Here is a 22,233-nt window from a genome sequence, read left to right as displayed (position 1 = left end):
CATCTAACCTCTTTGCTTCAGCTAAATTTTGAAGTGGAAGTCTTACATCCCTCAAATAGTGTGATAAGTATTTTACTTTTGGGGAATGATGAAGGAGAATTTTTTGAACGAAAGTATTTTACTTATACAATTCACACATGTAAAATGATGTGTAAAGACAGCTGTGTAAGGAGGACTTCTTGTGGGCAAGGTGAAAGAAATTTCGAAGCGAAAGCTACTTGGAATAGCGGGGCTTGGATGGTTATTCGATGCAATGGATGTTGGAATGCTTTCATTTGTAATGGTGGCATTGCAAAAAGATTGGAGATTAAGTACGCAAGAAATGGGCTGGATAGGCAGCATTAATTCAATTGGTATGGCAGTCGGAGCGCTCGTTTTTGGAATACTATCAGATAAAATAGGGCGGAAATCAGTCTTTATTATTACATTATTACTATTTTCTATCGGTAGTGGTTTAACTGCTTTAACGACGACACTTGCAATGTTCCTTGTGTTACGATTTTTAATTGGTATGGGGCTTGGTGGAGAGCTTCCAGTTGCTTCTACATTAGTATCAGAGAGTGTTGAGGCACATGAACGTGGCAAAATAGTTGTGCTATTAGAAAGCTTTTGGGCGGGTGGATGGCTAATTGCAGCTCTTATCTCGTATTTTGTAATTCCGAAATATGGTTGGGAAGTTGCAATGGTGTTGAGCGCGGTTCCGGCACTATATGCTTTATATTTAAGATGGAATTTACCGGATTCACCGAGATTCCAAAAGGTTGAAAAAAGACCATCCGTTATTGAAAATATAAAGTCAGTTTGGTCTGGAGAATATCGTAGGGCAACAATTATGTTATGGATTCTATGGTTTTCTGTTGTCTTTTCCTATTATGGGATGTTCCTTTGGTTACCTAGTGTAATGGTATTAAAAGGATTTAGTTTAATAAAAAGTTTCCAGTACGTACTTATTATGACGTTAGCTCAATTGCCGGGATATTTCACAGCGGCTTGGTTTATTGAACGGCTTGGTCGTAAGTTTGTTTTAGTTACGTATTTGATCGGTACAGCGTGTAGTGCTTACTTGTTTGGAGTGGCGGAGTCATTAACAGTATTGATCGTAGCAGGGATGTTACTATCCTTCTTTAATTTAGGTGCTTGGGGTGCCTTATATGCTTATACACCGGAACAGTATCCAACAGCTATTCGTGGTACAGGTGCAGGGATGGCAGCAGCATTCGGTCGTATTGGTGGTATTCTTGGGCCGCTATTAGTAGGATATTTAGTTGCTTCACAGGCTTCATTATCACTAATATTTACGATTTTCTGTGGATCAATTTTAATTGGTGTAGTTGCTGTAATTGTACTTGGGCAAGAAACGAAGCAACGAGAATTAGTATAAGATGAGGGGCTATCTCTCACTGATTATTAGCCAGCACCAATTGTCTTTTTGAGGCAGTAAAATTTCGCATTCAGTGAGTTTTACTACCTACAAATAATGGAATAAAAGGGCAGGGGGGAACCGTCGTGGTTTCCTTTTTTCTGTTTTTTTAGATAAATAATGGTATAGTAAGAAAAAGGGAATGTTTCTTATAAAAGCGAATGTATACAACAGGACATATGGACAAAAGAATTAGGTGGTTGAAGAAATGAAAATTTTACTGATCATGGAAGAAGTAGAAGAGCGAAGAAGTTTAGCTGAAAAATTCACTGAAAATATAAAGAATGTAGAATGTTTTGAAGCAAATACGGGAACAGAATCATTATTTATCATGAAAAAGCATACACCAGATTTTGTTTTCTTGAATTCAAAATTACTAGATGGAACTGGTTTTGAATATGCGAGTTTATTACGGGAAGTAAATTGTTATACGAAATTGATTTTTATGGGTGAAGATATAGAAGAGTCGATTACGGCATTTCGTTTTCAAGCATTCTATTATTTACTACGCCCATTTCGTGAGGAAGATTTGCAATTCCTTTTATATAGAATGTGTAAAGAGCACGGCGAGAAAGCAAAGAGTTATTTGCGAAAACTACCGATAGAAGGTCAAGAGGGGATTAGATATATTTTCCCTGAAGATATTGTATATATAAGCAAAAATAAGGAGAACAAAACGGTTTCAATTTATACAACGAATAATCAGTATATTTCAACATATACACTTCAGGAGCTGGAAAATAAGTTAAATGCATATGATTTTTTACGCGTACATAAAAGTTATTTAATTAATATGTCATATGTACAAGAACTAAAACCTTATTATAATGGCACATATAATTTGTATTTAGATAAATATGATGAGCAACCGATTCCAGTTAGTCGGAATTACGTGAAAAAACTTCGAAATAAAATAGAATTATAGTAGATAATGCGAAATTTTTAACATGATAAACTAAAAATCCTTCATGATAAGGAGGATTCAAATAAAATATTCAGAAAATTTAGTACGATCCCACTAAGCAATAGTATTGGGGGGATTGTATGTGAAAACATTGAAGTCGATTTTACTTTGGGGAGTTATTGCAGCAGTAGGAGCAGGTGCTTTTGGTGTAATAGCTTTATCACAAGGTGAAACTATTAATGCCGTGTGGCTCTTAGTAGCTGCGGTATGTGTGTATGCAGTTGCTTATCGCTTTTATAGTAGATTTATAGCGAGAAAGGTATTCGGTTTAGATAATAATCGGCAAACGCCAGCCCATACTTTAAATGATGGAAAAGATTATGTTCCGACAAATAAGTGGGTATTATTTGGACATCATTTTGCGGCCATTGCTGGGGCAGGCCCTTTAGTAGGACCGATTTTGGCGGCGCAAATGGGGTATTTACCAGGGACAATATGGATTATTGTTGGGGTAGTTGTTGCTGGAGCTGTGCAAGATTTTGTAATTTTATTTGCTTCAATGAGACGGAATGGTAAATCTTTAGGGGAAATGATTAAAGATGAGATTGGTCCTGTTACAGGGCTTATTGCAATGATAGGTATTTTAGGCATTATGATTATTTTATTAGCGGTATTAGCATTAGTAGTAGTAAAGGCGCTTGTAGGAAGTCCTTGGGGAATGTTTACGATAGCAGCAACGATTCCTATCGCTATTTTAATGGGAGTGTACATGCGCTACATTAGGCCTGGACGGGTTGGTGAAGGGTCAGTAATCGGAATTATTCTACTTATACTGTCTCTTATTGGAGGACAGTATGTAGCAGAACATCCAACACTTGCAAGTATGTTCACATTTAGCGGTGAAACGATTGCTATTATGCTTATTGTATATGGGTTTATCGCATCGGCATTACCAGTTTGGATGCTTTTAGCACCACGTGATTATTTAAGCACATTTTTAAAAGTCGGGACAATTGTTGGATTAGCAATCGGTATTTTAATTGTAGCACCAGATTTACAAATGCCAGCAGTTTCGAAATTTATCGATGGAACAGGTCCTGTTTTCTCTGGAAACTTATTCCCGTTCTTATTTATTACAATTGCTTGTGGTGCGGTGTCTGGATTCCATGCTCTCGTTTCATCAGGTACGACACCAAAGATGATTGAACAAGAGGGACACGCACAACCAATTGGTTATGGAGCAATGTTAATGGAGTCATTTGTAGCCGCGATGGCGATGATTGCAGCTTGTGTATTAACACCAGGAACTTATTTTGCGATTAATAGTCCCGCAGCACTTATCGGTACGGATGTCTCGCAGGCAGCTCAAGTTATTTCTTCATGGGGGTTTGCTATTACACCAAATGAACTAAAAGATCTCGCTGTAAACGTTGGAGAGCAAACGATTTTATCACGTACAGGTGGCGCACCGACGTTAGCGATAGGTATGGCATATATTTTCTCACAAGTAATAGGTGGAACGGCCATGATGGCCTTTTGGTATCATTTTGCAATCCTCTTTGAAGCACTATTCATTTTAACAACAATTGATGCTGGAACGCGTGTAGGCCGATTTATGATTCAAGATATTTTAGGACATGTATATAAGCCATTTGGGAAAACGGATTCTACATTAGCAAATGTAATAGCTACAACGTTATGTGTATTAGGATGGGGTTATTTCTTATATCAAGGGGTAGTAGATCCGCTTGGTGGAATTAATACATTATGGCCACTATTCGGTATTGCAAACCAAATGTTAGCAGGTATTGCATTATTACTTGGAACGACAATTTTGTTCAAAATGGGGAAAAAGGCATATGTGTGGGTGACACTTATTCCAACTGTCGGATTGCTTATTGTAACGATGACGGCGGGTTATCAAAAGCTATTTCATGAAAACCCTAAAATAGGATTTCTATCTCATGCAAAGGTATTTCAAGGTGCATTAGATGAGGGGAAAGTGTTAGCACCAGCTAAAAATGTCGCTCAAATGAAACAAATTATTTTCAATGATTATATTGATGCAGCACTTTGTGGGATTTTTATGATAGTTGTAATTGCTGTATTAATTTCTGCAATTCGAATTTGGATTCAAGTATTAAGAAATAAGCCAATGAAGCTAAAAGAGGCACCATATATACCTAGAGATGAAAGTGGGTCGAGGAACTATTATGCTTAAACAACTAAGGAAAGTATGGGGGAAAAGGAAACACTTTATTAGTTTACTCGTTGGGGTACCAAGCTATGAAACATATGTAGAGCATATGAAAAAGCATCATCCAGAAGAAGAAGTGGTATGTCAAAAACAGTTTTTTGCAGAAGCGCAAGAAGCTAGGTTTAATGCAAAGGGCGGAAAGATATCACGATGTTGTTAGTGAAAAGGGCGAATTTTCGCCCTTTTTATTTTTGCTGTTTCACGTGGAACAGCAAAAAATAAATAAAAAGCTTTGGGAATTATAGGTATCTCGTATACAATAAAATAAGGAAAGGGATAGATAGAAAAGTAGGGAGATTATTTTATGTTAAGGGACTTATTTGTAAACACAACAATTATTCTTTCCTTTATTTTTGTTGGAGGTCAGATTTTAAGAGATAGGCCGTTAAAAGAAGAGTTTTCTCTTTGGCAGAAATGTGTAGTAGGTATTCTTACTGGGATATTAGGTATATTACTAATGTATTTCGGTGTTCATGTTGGTACTATCCTATTGGATTTACGCTACTTAGCGGTTATTCTAGCCGTTATAATTGGAGGCCCAATAGCGAGTACTATAGCTGTTAGTATGATTTTAGTAACTAGGTTAGTATTTATGGATTATTCATTAGCTTCTCAAGTAGCTTTTTATACAATTATTGCGATAGGAGTAGGTAGTATCTTTATTTCGCGTCTAAACCTTTCTCTAGGAGAAAAGTGGGCATGGTTACATACTTATATTTTATCTATTCTAATTCCCTCACTATATATATGGTTAATTAAAGATATTAACATAGTAGGATTATATTTGATTTCTAGTATGATTACAGGCTACATAACGTTCATAAGTGCAAATTACGTTTTACAATCCAATGAGCTATTTCAAACGATGAAGCAATATGCAACGATAGATGCGCTGACAGGTTTAGGAAACGTAAGACAGTTCGATTTAGAAATGAATCGTCATATTGGGAGTAAGCGTATGAAAAATGATTCACTTTGTTTACTACTTATAGATATTGATCATTTTAAGTGTGTAAATGATACGTATGGACATCCTGCAGGAGACGAAGTGTTAAAACAAATTGGATGTATTTTAAGAGAAATTTCACCATTTCCAGATTTGGCCTTTCGAAAGGGTGGAGAGGAGTTTGCACTTTTGATACCGAAGAAGGGATTAGCTTATGGAATACGTACAGGGGAACAAGTTCGCACAGCTGTTGAAAACCATCCATTCCAATTATTAAATGGAACAAAAATAAAAATTACAGTTTCAGTAGGCATTTCAGTGTATGAAGAATCACCAGAGCAATTTATTCAAGCTGCTGATGATGCATTATACTACTCCAAAAGAAATGGCAGAAATCAAGTTAGTTCTGCATCTTAAAGATACGATGACCAGAAGAGCTTATAAAAAACACCCACAGAGAGAATATATAAACTCTGTGGGTGTTTTCATTTACAGGTTAGACAAGTTCTTTTGATACAACGAATTTACGATATGCACCGTGATGTGTTGGGCCTACGTATTCGTTAATCTTGAACGAATAACGGATAGCAGCTGTGATAAATTCTTTAGCAGTCTTTACTGCTTCTTTCACAGGCTTTCCTTTTGCAAGTTCTGCTGTAATTGCAGCAGAATATGTACAACCTGCGCCGTGTGTATTTGTTGTATCGATTTTTTCTGATTCTAAAAGATCGAATGTTTCTCCGTCATATAGGACGTCGATTGCAGTTTCTGTACCAAGCTTGCTACCGCCTTTAATTAGGACGTATTTCGCACCTAAAGCGTGGATTTTTTTCGCTGCTTCTTTCATGTCTTCAAGAGAATTGATCTTTACACCACTTAATTGGTAAGCTTCAAATAAGTTTGGTGTTACAACTAATGCTTTTGGAACAAGAACGTCACGTAAGCAATCATTCGTTTCAGGATGTAATGCTTCATCAGCGCCCTTACATACCATAACAGGATCAACTACTACATTTTTGAAATTATGTTTTTCGATTGTTTCTGCAACCATTTCAATAATTTCTACTGATCCAAGCATACCTGTTTTTAGAGCATCTACGCCAACACCTTCAATTGTTGTTTCTAATTGTGGTTTTAATGTAGAAGCTGGGATTGGGAATACGTTATGTGCCCAACCGTTATGTGGATCCATCGTTACGATTGTCGTAAGAGATGTCATTCCGTATACACCAAGTTCTTGAAATGTTTTTAAATCTGCTTGTATACCAGCACCGCCACTTGTGTCAGAACCAGCGATAGTAAGTGCTTTATTTAATGTCATTATGAAAGCCCCCTCAAGTGATATAATGAAAACTATGTTTTCACCATTATATCAATGTTACGAATAAGTACAAAGTGAAAAGTAGATGATTTATTTTAGGAGCTATTGAAAATCTTGTATGTAGGAGACGAGTTATGTTTCAAGAAAATCGTACAAATGAATTAGTTATATTAAAAGAGATTGCAGAGACGTTGAACACTTCAAATGATACATATCATGTGATGCAAGCTGTATTGGAAAAACTATTGCATGTAACGGGTTTAACGACAGGATGGATATTTCTTGCGGATGAAAATGGTAGATATACAAAATTAATCGATTATCAATTGCCAGAGGGATTAAGATTTGAAAATAAACGACCGATGTGTGAGGGGAATTGCTGGTGTTTACACCGATTTGTGGAAGGGAAACTAGAGAGAGCCGTTAATATTATTGAATGTAAGAGGATTAATAATGCGATTGAATATAACTGGGGAGATACAGAAGGAATCGTGCATCATGCGACAGTGCCGCTAAAAGCGGGAGAAGATGAATTTGGCGTATTAAATGTCGCTAGCCCGGGTAAAACACATTTTTCTGAAGAAGAATTAGTGTTATTACAATCAGTTGCTTTCCAAATTGGAACAGCGTTAAAACGTACAAAATTGTATGAGAATGAAAAGAGAAGGGCTCATTATTATGTAAAGTTAGAACGTTTTATTCAAGCTTTAAGGACGATTCATAAATTTAATGCATTGCCTGAGGAGATTGTAAAACAAATAGGGAAGTTATTTCTATGGGAGCAAGTTGTATTCTTTATTAGAGAAGAAAATGAACTTGCTGTAAGAGCTTCGTATAAGATAGATGAGTTGCAAGAGGATTTGAATTCAGCAGCACAGGAAGTGCTGAAAAAAGAAGAACCTGTTTTGTTAAAGAGTCAGGTTGGGAATATCGTACATCCTAATCGTGCAGTTATTGCCATTCCCATACACATTCAAGATCATATATTTGGCGTATTAAGTGTAAGTTCGAATAATGGAGAATTTGATATAAATACGATAGATGTAGTACAGGCGTTAGCAAACCATATATCTTTAATGATAGAGAACTTAAGGTTAAATGAAAAGCGCCGAGAACTTGTACGAATGGAAGAACGTAATCGTTTAGCAAGAGATTTGCATGATTCTGTTTCACAAAAGTTGTTTTCATTAACTTTTATGACGAAAGGTGCCGAAGCTGTCTTAAAGGGGAGAAATGAAAAGGTAGATCAATCTTTGCATGAGATACGTGAGTTATCGCAAGGAGCTTTAAAAGAAATGAGGACGTTAATTTGGCAACTACGTCCAGCGGGATTAGAGAAAGGATTATTACCAGCTTTAAAGCAATATGGCGAAAGTTTGGGATTGAAAATTCGGGAACAAGTTACAGGTGTTCGTGATTTGCCGCGCGTAGTAGAGGAAGCGCTATGGCGAATTGGACAAGAAGCTTTAAATAACGTAAGTAAACATGCGAATGTCAGAGAAGCTGCGATTTATTTCAAAGTGACGGAGAAGAATGTATTATTAGAAATAGTCGATCAAGGAAACGGCTTTGTAGAAAAGAATATAAAAGAGAAGAAATCACTCGGTATGACTACGATGCGTGAAAGAGTAGAATTAGTTGGTGGAACAATTAAAATCGTAAGTGATAAGAAAAGAACAAGTGTAAAAGTAAACGTACCATTATGATGTGAAAATGAGGGAAGTTTGTGAAAATAAAAGTATTGTTAGTTGATGATCATACAGTCGTTTTAAAAGGGCTAGCATTTTTCTTGAGTACACAGGAAGATTTAGCGTTAGTTGGAGAAGCAAATAACGGGAAAGAAGCATTAGTGAAAGTAGGGGAGACAAATCCTGATGTGGTACTAATGGATTTATATATGCCCGAAATGGATGGTGTCGAGGCGACGGCGTGCATCAAAAAAGAATATCCAAATGTGAAAGTAATTGTATTAACTAGTTTCTCTGATCAGGCGCATGTTTTACCAGCGTTAAGGGCGGGAGCAAGCGGTTATATTTTAAAAGATGTAGAACCGGATCAGCTTGTTGAAGCTATTCGAAGCGCATATAAAGGTAATATTCAATTACATCCGGATATAGCAAATGCTCTTCTCTCTCAAACATTACCTATGGAAGAAAAAGAAGAAGAACCTTCTATTCAAGTTGATGTGTTAACAGCGAGGGAAAATGAAGTGTTGCAGCTATTAGCGAAGGGGATGAGTAATAAAGAGATCGCTTCCGTTTTAGTTATTACAGAAAAAACGGTAAAAGCTCATGTAAGTAGTATTTTGAGTAAGTTGAATTTATCTGATCGCACGCAAGCGGCATTGTATGCAGTGAAAAATGGAATTGTATAAGACAAAAGTCGTAAGACCTAGTTCGCCTTTAGAAGGTGGACTTTTTTTATGGAAAAATACGTCTATGTGAGGACGAAATTGTCCTGATATAAAGATAAAATATGTTTGTAAGCAACAAAACAACAATTACAAGGGATACCTTTTTTGAAAGCATATAACAACAGAAGAGTGAGTACTAGGAGGAAAAACAATGGAAACAGTTTTATTTGTAAAAGCAAACAACCGCCCGGCGGAACAAGCAGTTAGTGTGAAATTATACGAGGCATTTTTAGCAAACTATAAAGAAGCACATCCAAATGATACAGTAGTAGAACTTGATTTATATAAAGAAGAATTACCATATGTAGGCGTAGATATGATTAATGGTACATTCAAAGCAGGTAAAGGATTTGATTTAACTGAAGAGGAAGCAAAAGCAGTAGCAGTTGCTGATAAGTATTTAAATCAATTTTTAGAAGCTGATAAAGTCGTTTTCGGTTTCCCATTATGGAACTTAACAATCCCAGCAGTATTGCACACATATATTGATTATTTAAACCGAGCTGGAAAAACGTTTAAATATACGCCAGAAGGTCCAGTTGGTCTAATTGGAGATAAGAAGATTGCATTATTAAACGCGCGCGGTGGTGTATATTCTGAAGGTCCAGCAGCAGAAGTAGAAATGGCTGTTAAATACGTAGCAAGTATGATGGGCTTCTTCGGTGCAACAAACATGGAAACAGTAGTTATTGAAGGACATAATCAATTCCCAGATAAAGCAGAAGAAATCATTACAGCGGGTCTTGAAGAAGCAGCTAAAGTAGCAAGCAAATTTTAATTGAAAATAGAATCGTCACTCGCAAAAAGCAGCATTAACATATAAACGTTAATGCTGCTTTTTTATATTTTAAGTTCATCAGCTAGTGTTTCTAATTGAATTCGATCTTGTATGTAATAGGTTCTTCCGTCCTTTTGTAAGTAATTTTGTTGGCAAAACTGGTTTAATACATATAAAAGATGACGATAGCTGACATTTAAGTATTCCGAAGCCTCGGTATGTTTCTCTGTATAACTGTTATTTTGTTCTGTTAATAGAATAAATGCCGCTAACCGGTTTTCGAACGGATAACTATTATTTTTGGCGTAACTTTCTGTTCGGGTAATTGTTTTTTCGCCGATAAATTTACATAGTTTCTGTAGAAAGATAGGATCTTGCAATAAAAGATGCTGACAATCTTTAAGAGGGAGTGCCAAGCACATACAATCTTCAATCACTTCCACCGTTTTCGTAACGGATTCAACGCCGATTAACCCTAATTCCCCAATGAACGAAGGTTCTTGAATAAAGTTAATTAAGGAGACCCTCCCGTTTTTGTGACTCATATATATTTTTGCTTTCCCGGAAATTAAGTAATAAAGATAAGGAACATCAACGCCTTCATTACATATTCTTTCTTTCTTTTGAAAGGAGTGTAGTTCAACATATGGTAAGACATTAAAAGAAAAAAGGGTATGGAAGTTGGAAGTTTGCATGTAATGAGAGATTTCTTCGCTATTTTTGCTAACTTTCATGTTTTCACCTCCTGCTTAGTATGAGATATCTCCTATTATGTTTACAAGAAGGAATGATACGATTTACGTAAATTTATTTTTGTAGAAAAGAGGGTGTGAAGTGCTTATGAAAAAATATAAAACATTGTTATTCGATGTAGATGATACATTGTTAGATTTTCAAAAGGCGGAGAAAGTGGCGTTACGTATGCTGTTTGAAGAGAGAGGGATTAATCTAACTAGAGAGGTTGAAGCGCAGTATAAAAAAATTAATAAACGCCTTTGGGAGGCTTTTGAAGAAGGGGAAATAAATCGTGATGAAGTCTTAAATACACGATTTTCGATTTTGTTGAAAGAATATGGGGAAGAGGTAGATGGGATATTATTCGAAAATAATTATCGTAGCTACTTAGAAGAAGGAAATCAGCTCATGCAAGGCGCATTTGAATTCATAAGTCAAATTCAAAGTGAGTACGATTTATATATTGTGACGAACGGTATTTCTCAGACGCAAGATAAACGTTTACGTAATGCAGGATTACATGCCTTGTTTCAAGATATTTTTGTTTCTGAGGATACAGGATTCCAAAAACCGATGAAAGAGTATTTTGATTATGTTTTTGAACGAATTCCTAATTTTTCTCCAGAAAAGGGGCTTATTATTGGGGATTCGTTAAGTGCTGATATTAAAGGCGGATATGCAGCGGGAATTGATACTTGTTGGTTTAATCGAGAAAAGAAATCAAATCATAGCGAGGTTGTGCCAACATATGAAGTGCAAAATTTTGAAGAGTTATACGCACTATTGAAGCAACGTGTGTAATAAAAATAGGCAGTGGAACTTTTGTCCCTACTGCCTATTTTTATTCGCTTGTAGCTTCGTTGTTTTTAGGAAGTGGAAATGCATTACCAATCGCTGCCGCTCCAAGCATCGGTAGTAGTAAATTGAGCGGGAAAAACATGAGTAATAGTAATGTTATAGCAATTGGTTTTCTTAATGCATAGCTTGAAATTGCTGTTGTGACGATGGCTACCGAAGCAATTGGATCTATAGGGATAATGGACGCTATAGCATATCCGATACTAGATCCAGCAAATATAATTGGGAAAATGTGTCCACCGCGCCAACCTGTATTCAAACAAACGGCAGTAATACATAATTTTAAAACCCCTGAAAGAAGTAGTACCCAGAAGGATAAATGGCTCCATTCAACGACTAAATCTTTTAATTGATGTTCTCCTGAGAATAACGTGTAAGGGAGAAAAGTTCCTGTAATTCCTAATAAAATACCACCGATAATTCCAAGTGATAGTTTATATTCTTTTAAGGGATGGATTAATTTCTCTAATGTGAATTCTAATTTGAAATAAAAGAAGCCAACTATAGCACCAATACTAGCAAGTGGTAGAAAGGCAATCCATTCATTAAGAGAAAGGGAACCTTCTCCAAAATCAACGATAAAGGATCCACGATTATCGAATTTACTAAGTAATAAATAAACGGAAAAACCAGCGAAAGTGGTAGCTAAATATACAATTGCTTTTTTTCCTTTAGAAAATTCGTTAATTTGCTCACCCTCATTTTCATTTGGAGCTAAATAACCGAATAATGGCGCGTTAAAAATTACACTTAAAGTAGCACCAATTCCAACCTCTGTTAGTTCATTCATTCCTTTTAAGGCGAATGTAAAGCGATCTCCTATCCATGTACAAAGTCCACCGATAATGCCAACAAGTGCTGCTTCGGGACCTAAGCTAGCTCCAAATATTAAAACGATAATCGCAGTTAAAGTAGCTTTATGTACGAAACGATATTCAATTCTACCTGTTTTTTTATATTCACCCATTACTTCCGGCATAAGACGTGGATATGTGCCGAAGTATTTTTGAGTTAAACCGACGAGAATACCACCGATAGTTGTTACACAAATAGTGTAATACGGGGGAGAAGAGAAAATAGTAGGCAAGTATCCCCAAATAAAGTGAATGCCGATATTTATTGTAACTAAAAATAGCCAGACTGTTGCTCCTACTATAGAGCCTAAAAGAATGCCGTATAGGACGAGTATATAGTGCATGTCTTTTGTGTTTGTCATGTTATACCTCCGTTATGTAAGTTGTAATGTCGAAAGGATTAAATATGCTCCTGCGAAATGAAATGAATATGTATAGTATCTTTTTGAGAGGTTGGCTTATTCAATATATTGGGGTCTCGTGAGAATTTGAAATGTATACAGTTAAACTACTTACTTAATTCTATATAGTAATCGTGGGTTTTAAAAGGTCTTTTTCAAAGGGATATGGAATATATTTCTTTTGTTATGTATGTCAAATCCTTTGTAGTTAATTTAGAACATTCAGAAAAACTGATTGACATTAGGAAATTATTGCTATAAAATCAACGGTAATTGCATAGTCTTATCAAGAAAAGGTGGAGGGACAGGCCCGATGAAACCTTGGCAACAGCCGTATAACGGAATTGTGCCAAATCCTGCAGGTAATAAATCCTGAGAGATAAGAAAGAGCCTTTAGAGCGTGTTTTCAAACTGCTCCTTTCTTGTTTTCAGGAAAGGAGCAGTTTTTTTATTTTGCATAGAAGAAAGGAGAATGAGAGATGGGAGAATCATGGGGAAAAGGAACAATTTGTGTGCAAGGTGGCTATACACCAAAGAATGGTGAACCGCGTGTTTTGCCACTTTATCAAAGTACAACGTATAAATATGATACTTCGGATGATTTAGCAGCACTATTTAATTTAGAGGCAGAAGGATATATATATACGCGTATTGGAAATCCTACTCTAGCTGCATTTGAGCAAAAATTAGCGGAGTTAGAGGGTGGTGTAGGAGCTGTTGCGACGGCTTCTGGGCAGGCTGCTATTATGCTTGCTGTTTTAAATATTTGTAGTAGCGGAGACCACTTGCTTTGTTCTTCCACAGTTTACGGCGGGACGTTTAATTTATTTGGGGTGAGTTTGCGTAAGCTTGGTATCGATGTTACGTTCTTTAATCCAAATTTAACTGCTGATGAAATCGTGGCTCTTGCTAATGATAAGACGAAGCTTGTTTATGCAGAATCGCTAGGAAATCCAGCGATGAACGTTTTAAATTTCAAAGAATTTTCAGATGCAGCGAAAGAGTTAGAAGTACCTTTTATCGTGGATAATACATTAGCGACACCTTATTTATGCCAAGCATTTGAGCACGGGGCAAATATTATCGTTCATTCTACGACGAAATATATCGATGGTCATGCAAGCTCTTTAGGCGGTATTGTCATTGACGGAGGGAACTTCGATTGGACAAATGGGAAATATCCTGAACTTGTTGAACCGGATCCAAGTTATCACGGCGTAAGTTACGTTCAAAATTTTGGTGCAGCAGCTTATATTGTGAAGGCACGTGTTCAATTATTAAGAGACTACGGAAACTGTATGAGCCCATTCAATGCGTATATTAGCAATATTGGCTTAGAAACGCTGCATTTACGAATGGAGCGTCATAGTGAAAATGCTCTTGCAGTTGCTAAGTGGCTTGCTAACCATGAACGTATTGAATGGGTGAATTATCCGGGACTAGATAGTAATGAAAATTACTCGTTAGCACAAACGTATTTGAAAAAAGGTGCTAGTGGTGTTTTAACATTCGGCATTAAGGGAGGATTAGAGGCAGCGAAAGAATTTATCGCAAATGTAAAACTAGCAACTCTCGTAACACATGTAGCGGATGCACGGACTTGCGTTATACATCCTGCTAGCACGACGCATAGACAATTAAGTGCTGAAGATCAGCGTTTAGCTGGCGTTACATCAGATTTAATTCGTTTATCAGTTGGTATAGAAGATGTTTCTGATATTATTGCAGATTTAGAAGCAGCGCTAGTCGGAGGCAAAGAACATGCCGATCATAATTGATAAAGATTTACCAGCTCGCAAAGTGTTGCAGGAGGAAAATATCTTTGTAATGACGAAGGAGCGAGCAGAAACACAAGATATCCGGGCATTGAAAATTGCTATATTAAATTTAATGCCTACAAAGCAAGACACAGAAGCGCAATTACTTCGTTTAATTGGCAACACGCCGTTGCAATTAGATGTTCATTTACTTCATATGGAATCACATTTGTCCCGTAATGTAGCACAGGAACATTTAACGAGCTTCTATAAAACATTCCGTGATATTGAGAATGAGAAATTTGATGGATTGATTATTACGGGAGCACCAGTTGAAACTCTTTCTTTTGAAGAGGTAGATTATTGGGAAGAGCTTAAACGTATTATGGAGTATTCAAAAAAGAATGTAACATCTACGCTTCATATTTGCTGGGGGGCACAGGCTGGTTTGTATCATCATTATGGCGTTCCAAAGTATCCTCTTAAGGAAAAAATGTTCGGTGTATTTGAACATGAAGTCCGTGAGCAACATGTGAAATTGCTACAAGGGTTTGATGAATTGTTTTTCGCCCCGCATTCTCGTCATACAGAAGTACGAGAGAGTGATATTAGAGAGGTGACAGAATTAACATTATTAGCAAACTCTGAGGAAGCGGGTGTCCACCTTGTTATTGGGCAAGAAGGAAGACAAGTGTTCGCGCTCGGGCATAGTGAATATAGTTGTGATACGTTAAAAGAAGAATACGAACGAGACCGCGACAAAGGGTTAAATATTGATGTGCCGAAAAATTATTTTAAGCATAATAACCCAAATGAGAAACCGCTTGTAAGGTGGAGAAGTCATGGGAATCTATTATTCTCTAATTGGCTGAATTATTACGTGTATCAAGAAACCCCTTATGTATTATAAAAAAAAGATTGTGTAACACGTGGCAACGTTTTCTTTGTAAAAATTAACTTATATTTTTCCGAATGTTCAAAAAACATTGTTTTTCAGATTTTTTACTCATATAATTTCATCTAAACACAATTTTTGAGGGGTGGACAGTATTATGAAGGAAATTCAAGTTGGCTTATTAGGTCTTGGGACAGTTGGTAGCGGTGTAGTTCGTATTATTACAGATCATCAAGAGAGACTCATACATCAAGTGGGTTGTCCCGTGAAAGTAACGAAAGTACTAGTACAAAATATTGAAAAAGAGAGAGAAGTAGAGGTACCTTCTACTCTATTAACACAAGATGCAAATGAAATTTTAGATAATCCGAATATTGACGTTGTCATCGAAGTGATGGGTGGCATTGATGATGCAAAAGCATATATTTTGCAAGCTTTACAAAGTGGAAAGCATGTTGTAACTGCCAATAAAGATTTAATGGCGTTACATGGGGCGGAACTCTTAGCGGTAGCAAAAGATAATAAAGCAGACTTGTTTTATGAAGCAAGTGTAGCCGGAGGGATCCCGATTTTACGAAGTATCGTAGAAGGACTTTCTTCAGATCTTATTACGAAAGTAATGGGAATTGTAAATGGAACGACAAATTTTATTTTGACGAAAATGTCAGATGAAGGGAGAGCATATAACGACGTGTTAAAAGAAGCCCAACAACTTGGATTTGCAGAAGCAGATCCAACATCAGATGTGGAAGGTTTAGATGCAGCAAGAAAAATGACGATTTTGGCTACCCTTGGTTTCTCTACAAATGTGGAGCTTGGAGATGTGAAGGTAAAAGGAATTACTTCTATTACAGAAGAAGATATTGAATACAGTAAGAGTTTAGGTTACACGATTAAATTAATCGGTCTTGCGAAGCGAGATGGTGAAAAATTAGAAGTTACAGTTGAACCAACGCTACTTCCAAATACACATCCTCTTGCGGCCGTACAAAACGAATATAACGCTGTATATGTGTACGGTGAAGCGGTGGGGGAAACGATGTTTTATGGACCAGGTGCAGGAAGTTTACCCACAGCAACAGCTGTTGTTTCGGATTTAGTAGCTGTCATGCAAAATATTCGATTAGGTGTCAACGGAAATAGCGCGGTATCCCCGCAGTATAAAAAGGTATTAAAAGAGCCAGACGAAATTGTTGTGAAGAAATTTTTAAGACTTCATGTAAAAGATGAAATTGGTGTATTTGCAAAAATTACTTCATTGTTCTCTGAGCGTGGTGTTAGCTTTGAAAAGATTATTCAAATGCCACTTGAAGAGAAAGGAAAAGCTGAAATTGTAATTGTAACGCATCGTGCATCTCTTGCTGATTATGATTATATTCTACATACGTTGCAAGGGTATGAAGAAATAGATTGTCTAAAAGCAAATTACCGAATTGAAGGAGATGCAAAGTAGCATCTCCCCTAATAAAAAACCTATTAAGCAGCCTGCTTAATAGGTTTTTTTCTATTTAAAATTTGCGTACCAACTTGAATAAATGCTTGGATAATCCAGCCTGTTGTAAAAGATAAGATGATTGTTCCAAAATAGATAGGTCCATCTAATAGGAAGCTTAATGTTAAAAATAAAAACGCTAACGAAATTTCTGTTCTTCTAAATGTCCACTTCTTTTTCTCAGCAACCGTCAAAACGAAAGCTTCTTGAGGCGCCGCGCAAAGGTTTGTAGAGACGTAAAGACCAATCCCAGCTCCAACAAATAGATTTCCACAAATAAGTGTTATATATTTTGGAAGAGAGCGGATAGCGTCCATAATAGTTGTAATGGAACCAATCCAATCAACAAAAAGCGAAATAAGAACCATCGTTACAATGGTACCAATTGTTATTTGTTTTTTATTCCAAAAGAGTACGATAAGTGTAAATGCAAAATTAATCATGAAAATCCAAAAACCGATACTTATCCCAAAATTTTGATATAGTGCAATAAAGAAGGAATCATAAGGGCTAAGTCCAAAGGAAGTAATTGTCGTCATCATATTAATACCGATGGCGAGAGTGAGTAGACCACCAATGAAAAATATATATTCTAATCTGAATCGAAGCATAGTTGTATATCCTTTCAAAATGTATTTGCTAGGAAAGGATATATTGTGGAAAGCTTACCAGGTCAAGGGAGAATTTTTGCAGAGAAGGGGAAAATGAAATGACGAATATAAGAAAGATTGCTGAACTTGCTGGGGTATCTGTTTCAACTGTTTCACGTGTACTGAATAATCATCCATATGTGAATGAACAGAAACGAAAAGAAATTTTAGCAATTATAGAAGAATTAAATTATACGCAAAATGTGAATGCAATTCATTTAGTGAAAGGAAAAACGAATGTCATTGGCGTTTTATTACCGCACGTAAATGATCAATATTATAGTGCTATTATCGAGGGGATATCAAAGGAAACAGCAAAAAATAATTATAATATGATGCTTTGTCAGACGAATTATAGTGAGGAAAGAGAATTAGAAATTTTGAATATGTTAAAAATGAAAAAGCTTGATGGGGTTATTATATGCTCCCGGGCGAATAGTAAGGAAAAGCTTGAAGAATATACGAAATTTGGTCCAATTGTTATGTGTGAAGAAATAGATTCGAATTTCATTTCGAGTGTGCATATTGATTACTATAAAGTCTTTTCGCGCGGGATGAAGAGCTTAATAGATGCCGGCCATACAAGTATTGGGTATTGCATTGGAAGAAGTAATAGCATTAATAGCCAGAGAAGAAAACAAGCATATGAGGATTCGCTTCAACTAATTGCTGTAACACCGATAGAGGACTGGAAATTTAAAGGCTGTTTTACGGTGGAGGATGGGCGTAATGTAATTAGGGAATGGACCCATATGTCAGTAAAACCGACAGCGTTTCTTGTATCTTGCAATCATATTGCAGCGGGAATGGTAACGGAAGCGAAAAAACAAGGCATTCGTATTCCAGAAGATATTACGATTATTGGTTGTGATGATCAAGGTGTGGCAGATATTTTAGGCATTACGACGATTTCGTATTGTAGTAAAAATGTTGGTGTGAAGGCATTCGAATTATTATATGAAAAGATTAATGATGAGAAAATAGATGTAAAGCACGTAGAGTTATTGCCAGAATTAGTACATAGGGAAACAACATAATAGACAAGGTGTGAAAATCGCTTTTCAAAATTGCGTTTGGTATAATTATGGACAATCTATGAGGGCTAAAAGGGGTTTTGATATGAGATCAAAAGTAGTAAAAGTAATTCTACTCATCACAATTGCATCTTTCTGTTTATTTGCATATGGCTTTGTTTCAGGTGTAAATGATGTGTTAAATCCGAAAGCTTCAAATTTAATTAAAAAGACCGATGTAGTGGCAAAACAGAAAAAGAAAACGGGAGCGTTACAAATTGTTAGTCTAGGTGATTCATTAACACGCGGTGTTGGTGATAAAGAAGGAATTGGCTATATTGGACGGATGAAAGAAGATTTACAAAAAGATTATAAGCAAAAGGTTGCTTTAACTAACTTAGCTGTTAGTGGTGCAAAAATGCCCGACTTATTAAAACAAATGGAGAGTAGTGGCGCTCAATATTCAATTAGGCAAGCAGATGTAATCGTTTTAACAATAGGAGGAAATGATTTATTTCCAGGATGGGAATCGCTCGGAAAGATAGATTTAGAAACATACCGTCCTGATACAGAAACGTTCCAAAATGAAGCGAAGAAAATTATAGAAGAAATTCGTAAGTTCAATACAGATAGTCCTATTTTTTGGCTTGGTTTATACAATCCTTTTGAAGATGTAGAAGATTTAAAAGGATCATCAAACATTGTTGTAGACTGGAATGCATCTCTAGAAAAGTTAGCGCTAAATAATAAAAGTGTTTATATTACACCGACATTTGATTTATTCCAAAACCGCGGGAAAGATTTATTATACTCCGATCATTTCCATCCGAATGAAGTAGGGTATACATATATGGCGGACCGATTAGTTCAAAATGTTGCGAGTAAATTAAAACTAGAACAAGGAGGGGTAAAATGACGACGATACTTTCTGTACGAGACGTGAAGAAGGTAATTGGAAAGAAGACTATTGTAGAGAATATTTCCTTCGATGTAAAGCAAGGAGAAGTGTTTGGCTTCCTAGGACCAAATGGCGCTGGAAAAACAACTACTATTCGGATGTTAGTTGGATTGATTAAAGAAACAGAGGGTACAATTTCTATCGGTGGTTATTCTATTAAGGAAAATTTCAGAGAAGCGATGCGTCAAATTGGGAGTATCGTTGAAAACCCTGAACTGTATACATATTTAACGGGATGGGAGAATTTAAAACAATTTGCCCGTATGTTAGGTAATATATCAGATGAACGTATTATTGAAATTGCTCAAATGGTTCATTTAGATGAAAGAATTCACGATAAAGTAAAAACGTACTCACTCGGTATGAAACAGCGCCTTGGCATTGCGCAAGCGCTTCTTGGAAATCCAAAATTGCTCATATTAGATGAGCCAACAAATGGTTTAGATCCAGCTGGAATTAGAGAACTTAGGGAATTTATACATAAGCTTGTGAAAGAAGAAAATATGAGTGTGTTTATTTCAAGTCACTTGCTAAGCGAAGTACAAATGATATGCGATCGGGTTGCGATTATTCATAAAGGAAAAATGATAACAGTTGCCAAGATTGAAGAGTTAATTAAAACAGCAAGTGATCGTGTAGAATGGATTGTTACACCGATTTCTAAGGCGAAAGATATGCTAGAAGATGCTGAGGAAGTAAGAGAAGTAGGCATAGAAGGTAATCGATTACTATGCCGTATGGATATCAAATCTATAAGTAATTGGAATAAACATTTTGTAGAACATGGGGTGGATGTGCATAGTGTTAAAGAGCTTGTATTTACGCTAGAAGATTTATTTATTGAACTCACAAGGGGTGAGCAGCATGCGTGAATTTGCGAATCTAGTTTTAAATGAATCGGAGAAAATTTATCGTAAGAAACGTATTTTTGTTGTCATGCTTATTTTAGCCATCTTAATCCCGCTCTTTGTGTATGCGCAGTATCGTGAAATAGAAACGACACAAAAAAGGCTAGGTACAACGGATTGGAAAGTTTCGTTGCAACAACAAATTGTTGATTCTCAAAACCGCTTGAACAATTCTAGACTACCGGAAGAATGGCGGGATTGGCTGAAGGTAAGAGTGGAGCAGCAACAATATTATTTAGATCATGATATTAACCCGATGGCACCGGGCGCACCGACTTTTGTAAGGGCGTTTATTGAGCAAGGAATTACATTATTTATTCCGCTGCTTGTAATGATTGTCGCTATTGATATTGTTTCAGGAGAACGAAGTGATGGAACGATGAAGATGCTACTTACGCGGCCGATTCGGCGCTGGAAAATACTCCTTAGTAAGTACGTGACGATGTTATTTTTCATTTCACTTATACTGCTCCTTGTCGGTTTGTTTGCTTACGTATTATCAGGGCTTGTATTTGGATACTCGGGATGGAATTTACCTGTTTTAACAGGGTTTGTTATTGATAAGGAAACGTTAAATACGAATTTTGTACATCTTATTCCGCAGTGGCAATATATCTTGATGGCATATGGATTAGCTTGGTTTGTTGCTATCGTTGTCGGAACTATCTCGTTTATGGTCTCTGTTTTAATTCGAAATACACCAGCTGGTATGGGCGTTATGTTAGCGGCATTAATCGCAGGTGGTATTTTAAGCTCATTCGCAACATCATGGGAAGGCGCGAAATATATTTTTAGTGTGAATCTATCATTAACAGATTATCTATCAGGGAAATTACCTGCATTACAAGGGTTATCGATGGGGTTTTCTTTAATGAATTTAACTGTTTGGGCTGTTGTGTCCCTTATTATTTCGTTTGTAGTATTTACAAAGCAGGATATGGTGAATTAATTGGACGGGAAGTGAACGCATGAAAAATGTTTTGAAAAATGATTGGGGTTCTTTATTGGCGCCAGAATTTGAGAAAGAATATTATCACAAGCTGGCTGGTTTTTTGAAAGAAGAGTACAGTACACATGTTGTGTATCCGAAGCTAGAAAATATTTTTAGTGCTCTAGGGTATACAAGTTATGAAAATACAAAGGTCGTTATTTTAGGACAAGATCCATACCACGGACCGGATCAAGCGCATGGTTTAAGCTTCTCGGTACAACCCGGTATTAAAACGCCACCGTCATTGTTAAATATGTATAAAGAACTCCGAGATGAATATGGTTATGAAATCCCGAATAACGGTTATTTAGTAAAGTGGGCAGAACAAGGAGTTTTATTATTAAATACGGTATTAACAGTTCGTCAAGGTGAGGCGAATTCTCATAAAGGGAAAGGATGGGAGCATTTCACAGATCGTGTAATTGAGCTATTAAATGAACGTGAAAACCCAGTTATTTTCATATTGTGGGGACGTCATGCACAGGCGAAGAAAAAGTTAATTACGAATACGAAGCATCATATTATCGAATCTGTACATCCAAGCCCACTATCAGCAAGACGTGGTTTCTTTGGTAGTAAACCATACTCTAAAGTAAATACGATTTTAGCTAATATGGGTGAGAGAGAAATTGATTGGGAAATTCCAAATCTATAAATAGAAAAGGTAGTTAACAGTTGTTAA

Annotated in this window: 21 protein-coding genes and 1 riboswitch; of the genes, 17 read left to right on the top strand and 4 right to left on the bottom strand. The window is 36.4% G+C overall.

Going from position 1 to position 22,233, the window contains the following annotated elements:
- The first annotated feature begins 181 nt into the window (after window positions 1-181).
- The 5 genes from FOT98_RS00805 (at window position 182) to FOT98_RS00785 (ending at window position 5,944) form a co-directional block, all read left to right on the top strand.
- On the top strand, window positions 182-1,381 hold the full coding sequence (locus FOT98_RS00805) for an MFS transporter (RefSeq protein WP_063262386.1): 1,200 nt from the start codon (window positions 182-184) through the stop codon (window positions 1,379-1,381).
- Between the two features lie 247 nt (window positions 1,382-1,628).
- Window positions 1,629-2,345 carry a LytR/AlgR family response regulator transcription factor gene (locus tag FOT98_RS00800; protein WP_061680084.1) on the top strand — a complete coding sequence of 239 codons (717 nt, stop codon included), beginning with the start codon at window positions 1,629-1,631 and terminating at the stop codon, window positions 2,343-2,345.
- A 121-nt stretch (window positions 2,346-2,466) separates the two neighbouring features.
- The gene (gene cstA, locus FOT98_RS00795; protein WP_063262385.1) at window positions 2,467-4,545 is read left to right on the top strand and encodes a carbon starvation protein CstA; all 2,079 of its coding nucleotides are present in this window, start codon (window positions 2,467-2,469) and stop codon (window positions 4,543-4,545) included.
- Entirely contained in the window at window positions 4,538-4,741 is a 204-nt protein-coding gene (locus FOT98_RS00790; RefSeq protein ID WP_063262384.1) for a YbdD/YjiX family protein, read from the top strand. Before cstA ends, FOT98_RS00790 begins: the two co-directional genes overlap by 8 nt.
- Before the next feature lie 144 nt (window positions 4,742-4,885).
- Entirely contained in the window at window positions 4,886-5,944 is a 1,059-nt protein-coding gene (locus tag FOT98_RS00785) for a GGDEF domain-containing protein (RefSeq protein WP_063262383.1), read from the top strand.
- Between the two features lie 79 nt (window positions 5,945-6,023).
- On the opposite strand, the gene pdxK is transcribed toward FOT98_RS00785, so the two are convergent.
- Complete coding sequence (gene pdxK, locus FOT98_RS00780) at window positions 6,024-6,848, bottom strand: pyridoxine/pyridoxal/pyridoxamine kinase (RefSeq protein WP_000174252.1); 825 nt, start codon at window positions 6,846-6,848, stop codon at window positions 6,024-6,026.
- Window positions 6,849-6,982: 134 nt separating this feature from the next.
- Here pdxK and FOT98_RS00775 point away from each other — a divergent pair, with 134 nt between their 5' ends.
- The 3 genes from FOT98_RS00775 to FOT98_RS00760 all read left to right on the top strand — a co-directional run bounded on the left by FOT98_RS00775 (window position 6,983) and on the right by FOT98_RS00760 (window position 10,039).
- Window positions 6,983-8,554 (top strand): GAF domain-containing sensor histidine kinase, encoded by a 1,572-nt coding sequence (locus FOT98_RS00775; RefSeq protein WP_063262382.1) that lies wholly within the window; start codon window positions 6,983-6,985, stop codon window positions 8,552-8,554.
- 20 nt (window positions 8,555-8,574) lie between these two features.
- The gene (locus tag FOT98_RS00770; RefSeq protein WP_061680080.1) at window positions 8,575-9,222 is read left to right on the top strand and encodes a response regulator; all 648 of its coding nucleotides are present in this window, start codon (window positions 8,575-8,577) and stop codon (window positions 9,220-9,222) included.
- 190 nt (window positions 9,223-9,412) lie between these two features.
- The gene (locus FOT98_RS00760; RefSeq protein WP_063262381.1) at window positions 9,413-10,039 is read left to right on the top strand and encodes an FMN-dependent NADH-azoreductase; all 627 of its coding nucleotides are present in this window, start codon (window positions 9,413-9,415) and stop codon (window positions 10,037-10,039) included.
- 62 nt (window positions 10,040-10,101) lie between these two features.
- Here the strand turns inward: FOT98_RS00760 and FOT98_RS00755 are convergent, their stop codons facing one another.
- Window positions 10,102-10,773 carry a transcriptional regulator YeiL gene (locus FOT98_RS00755; RefSeq protein WP_063262380.1) on the bottom strand — a complete coding sequence of 224 codons (672 nt, stop codon included), beginning with the start codon at window positions 10,771-10,773 and terminating at the stop codon, window positions 10,102-10,104.
- Window positions 10,774-10,879: 106 nt separating this feature from the next.
- Here FOT98_RS00755 and FOT98_RS00750 point away from each other — a divergent pair, with 106 nt between their 5' ends.
- Window positions 10,880-11,575: a YjjG family noncanonical pyrimidine nucleotidase gene (locus FOT98_RS00750; RefSeq protein WP_063262428.1), complete on the top strand. Its 696-nt coding sequence runs from the start codon at window positions 10,880-10,882 to the stop codon at window positions 11,573-11,575.
- Between the two features lie 40 nt (window positions 11,576-11,615).
- On the opposite strand, the gene FOT98_RS00745 is transcribed toward FOT98_RS00750, so the two are convergent.
- Window positions 11,616-12,848: a chloride channel protein gene (locus FOT98_RS00745; protein WP_061680077.1), complete on the bottom strand. Its 1,233-nt coding sequence runs from the start codon at window positions 12,846-12,848 to the stop codon at window positions 11,616-11,618.
- A 319-nt stretch (window positions 12,849-13,167) separates the two neighbouring features.
- Window positions 13,168-13,273, top strand: a riboswitch (SAM riboswitch).
- 93 nt (window positions 13,274-13,366) lie between these two features.
- On the opposite strand from FOT98_RS00745, the gene FOT98_RS00740 reads away from it, so the two are divergent.
- From FOT98_RS00740 to FOT98_RS00730, 3 genes are all read left to right on the top strand, one after another.
- Entirely contained in the window at window positions 13,367-14,665 is a 1,299-nt protein-coding gene (locus FOT98_RS00740) for a bifunctional O-acetylhomoserine aminocarboxypropyltransferase/cysteine synthase (RefSeq protein WP_088027438.1), read from the top strand.
- Window positions 14,649-15,554: a homoserine O-acetyltransferase MetA gene (gene metA / locus FOT98_RS00735; RefSeq protein WP_063262378.1), complete on the top strand. Its 906-nt coding sequence runs from the start codon at window positions 14,649-14,651 to the stop codon at window positions 15,552-15,554. The genes FOT98_RS00740 and metA overlap by 17 nt, the downstream gene beginning before the upstream one ends.
- 142 nt (window positions 15,555-15,696) lie before the next feature.
- Window positions 15,697-16,992 (top strand): homoserine dehydrogenase, encoded by a 1,296-nt coding sequence (locus FOT98_RS00730; protein WP_000659102.1) that lies wholly within the window; start codon window positions 15,697-15,699, stop codon window positions 16,990-16,992.
- A 23-nt stretch (window positions 16,993-17,015) separates the two neighbouring features.
- Here FOT98_RS00730 and FOT98_RS00725 read toward each other — a convergent pair whose 3' ends face one another.
- The gene (locus FOT98_RS00725) at window positions 17,016-17,642 is read right to left on the bottom strand and encodes a YczE/YyaS/YitT family protein (RefSeq protein WP_063262377.1); all 627 of its coding nucleotides are present in this window, start codon (window positions 17,640-17,642) and stop codon (window positions 17,016-17,018) included.
- A gap of 98 nt (window positions 17,643-17,740) precedes the next feature.
- On the opposite strand from FOT98_RS00725, the gene FOT98_RS00720 reads away from it, so the two are divergent.
- From FOT98_RS00720 to FOT98_RS00700, 5 genes are read left to right on the top strand one after another with little or no spacing between them, the layout of a single operon-like run.
- Window positions 17,741-18,718 (top strand): LacI family DNA-binding transcriptional regulator, encoded by a 978-nt coding sequence (locus FOT98_RS00720; protein ID WP_063262376.1) that lies wholly within the window; start codon window positions 17,741-17,743, stop codon window positions 18,716-18,718.
- 10 nt (window positions 18,719-18,728) lie between these two features.
- Complete coding sequence (locus FOT98_RS00715) at window positions 18,729-19,610, top strand: SGNH/GDSL hydrolase family protein (RefSeq protein ID WP_144290920.1); 882 nt, start codon at window positions 18,729-18,731, stop codon at window positions 19,608-19,610.
- A complete protein-coding gene (locus tag FOT98_RS00710) occupies window positions 19,607-20,524 on the top strand; it encodes an ABC transporter ATP-binding protein (RefSeq protein WP_063262374.1) in 918 nt (305 codons plus the stop codon). Before FOT98_RS00715 ends, FOT98_RS00710 begins: the two co-directional genes overlap by 4 nt.
- Window positions 20,517-21,509, top strand: coding sequence for an ABC transporter permease subunit (locus FOT98_RS00705; protein ID WP_001206484.1), 993 nt, complete (start codon window positions 20,517-20,519; stop codon window positions 21,507-21,509). The genes FOT98_RS00710 and FOT98_RS00705 overlap by 8 nt, the downstream gene beginning before the upstream one ends.
- A gap of 19 nt (window positions 21,510-21,528) precedes the next feature.
- Window positions 21,529-22,206: a uracil-DNA glycosylase gene (locus tag FOT98_RS00700; protein WP_063262373.1), complete on the top strand. Its 678-nt coding sequence runs from the start codon at window positions 21,529-21,531 to the stop codon at window positions 22,204-22,206.
- The last annotated feature ends 27 nt before the right edge of the window (window positions 22,207-22,233 follow it).

Origin of the sequence: Bacillus sp. HY001 (genome assembly GCF_007558965.1) — a bacterium.
Taxonomy (GTDB): domain Bacteria; phylum Bacillota; class Bacilli; order Bacillales; family Bacillaceae_G; genus Bacillus_A; species Bacillus_A mobilis.
This window is presented reverse-complemented; position numbering and strand designations above follow the sequence as displayed.

Coding starts and splice junctions, on each gene's coding strand:
- FOT98_RS00800 (WP_061680084.1), top strand. CDS start 1,629: ATGAAAATTTTACTGATCATGGAAGAAGTAGAAGAGCGAAGAAGTTTA.
- FOT98_RS00790 (WP_063262384.1), top strand. CDS start 4,538: ATGCTTAAACAACTAAGGAAAGTATGGGGGAAAAGGAAACACTTTATT.
- FOT98_RS00785 (WP_063262383.1), top strand. CDS start 4,886: ATGTTAAGGGACTTATTTGTAAACACAACAATTATTCTTTCCTTTATT.
- pdxK (WP_000174252.1), bottom strand. CDS start 6,848: ATGACATTAAATAAAGCACTTACTATCGCTGGTTCTGACACAAGTGGC.
- FOT98_RS00775 (WP_063262382.1), top strand. CDS start 6,983: ATGTTTCAAGAAAATCGTACAAATGAATTAGTTATATTAAAAGAGATT.
- FOT98_RS00760 (WP_063262381.1), top strand. CDS start 9,413: ATGGAAACAGTTTTATTTGTAAAAGCAAACAACCGCCCGGCGGAACAA.
- FOT98_RS00755 (WP_063262380.1), bottom strand. CDS start 10,773: ATGAAAGTTAGCAAAAATAGCGAAGAAATCTCTCATTACATGCAAACT.
- FOT98_RS00750 (WP_063262428.1), top strand. CDS start 10,880: ATGAAAAAATATAAAACATTGTTATTCGATGTAGATGATACATTGTTA.
- FOT98_RS00745 (WP_061680077.1), bottom strand. CDS start 12,848: ATGACAAACACAAAAGACATGCACTATATACTCGTCCTATACGGCATT.
- FOT98_RS00740 (WP_088027438.1), top strand. CDS start 13,367: ATGGGAGAATCATGGGGAAAAGGAACAATTTGTGTGCAAGGTGGCTAT.
- metA (WP_063262378.1), top strand. CDS start 14,649: ATGCCGATCATAATTGATAAAGATTTACCAGCTCGCAAAGTGTTGCAG.
- FOT98_RS00730 (WP_000659102.1), top strand. CDS start 15,697: ATGAAGGAAATTCAAGTTGGCTTATTAGGTCTTGGGACAGTTGGTAGC.
- FOT98_RS00725 (WP_063262377.1), bottom strand. CDS start 17,642: ATGCTTCGATTCAGATTAGAATATATATTTTTCATTGGTGGTCTACTC.
- FOT98_RS00720 (WP_063262376.1), top strand. CDS start 17,741: ATGACGAATATAAGAAAGATTGCTGAACTTGCTGGGGTATCTGTTTCA.
- FOT98_RS00710 (WP_063262374.1), top strand. CDS start 19,607: ATGACGACGATACTTTCTGTACGAGACGTGAAGAAGGTAATTGGAAAG.
- FOT98_RS00705 (WP_001206484.1), top strand. CDS start 20,517: ATGCGTGAATTTGCGAATCTAGTTTTAAATGAATCGGAGAAAATTTAT.
- FOT98_RS00700 (WP_063262373.1), top strand. CDS start 21,529: ATGAAAAATGTTTTGAAAAATGATTGGGGTTCTTTATTGGCGCCAGAA.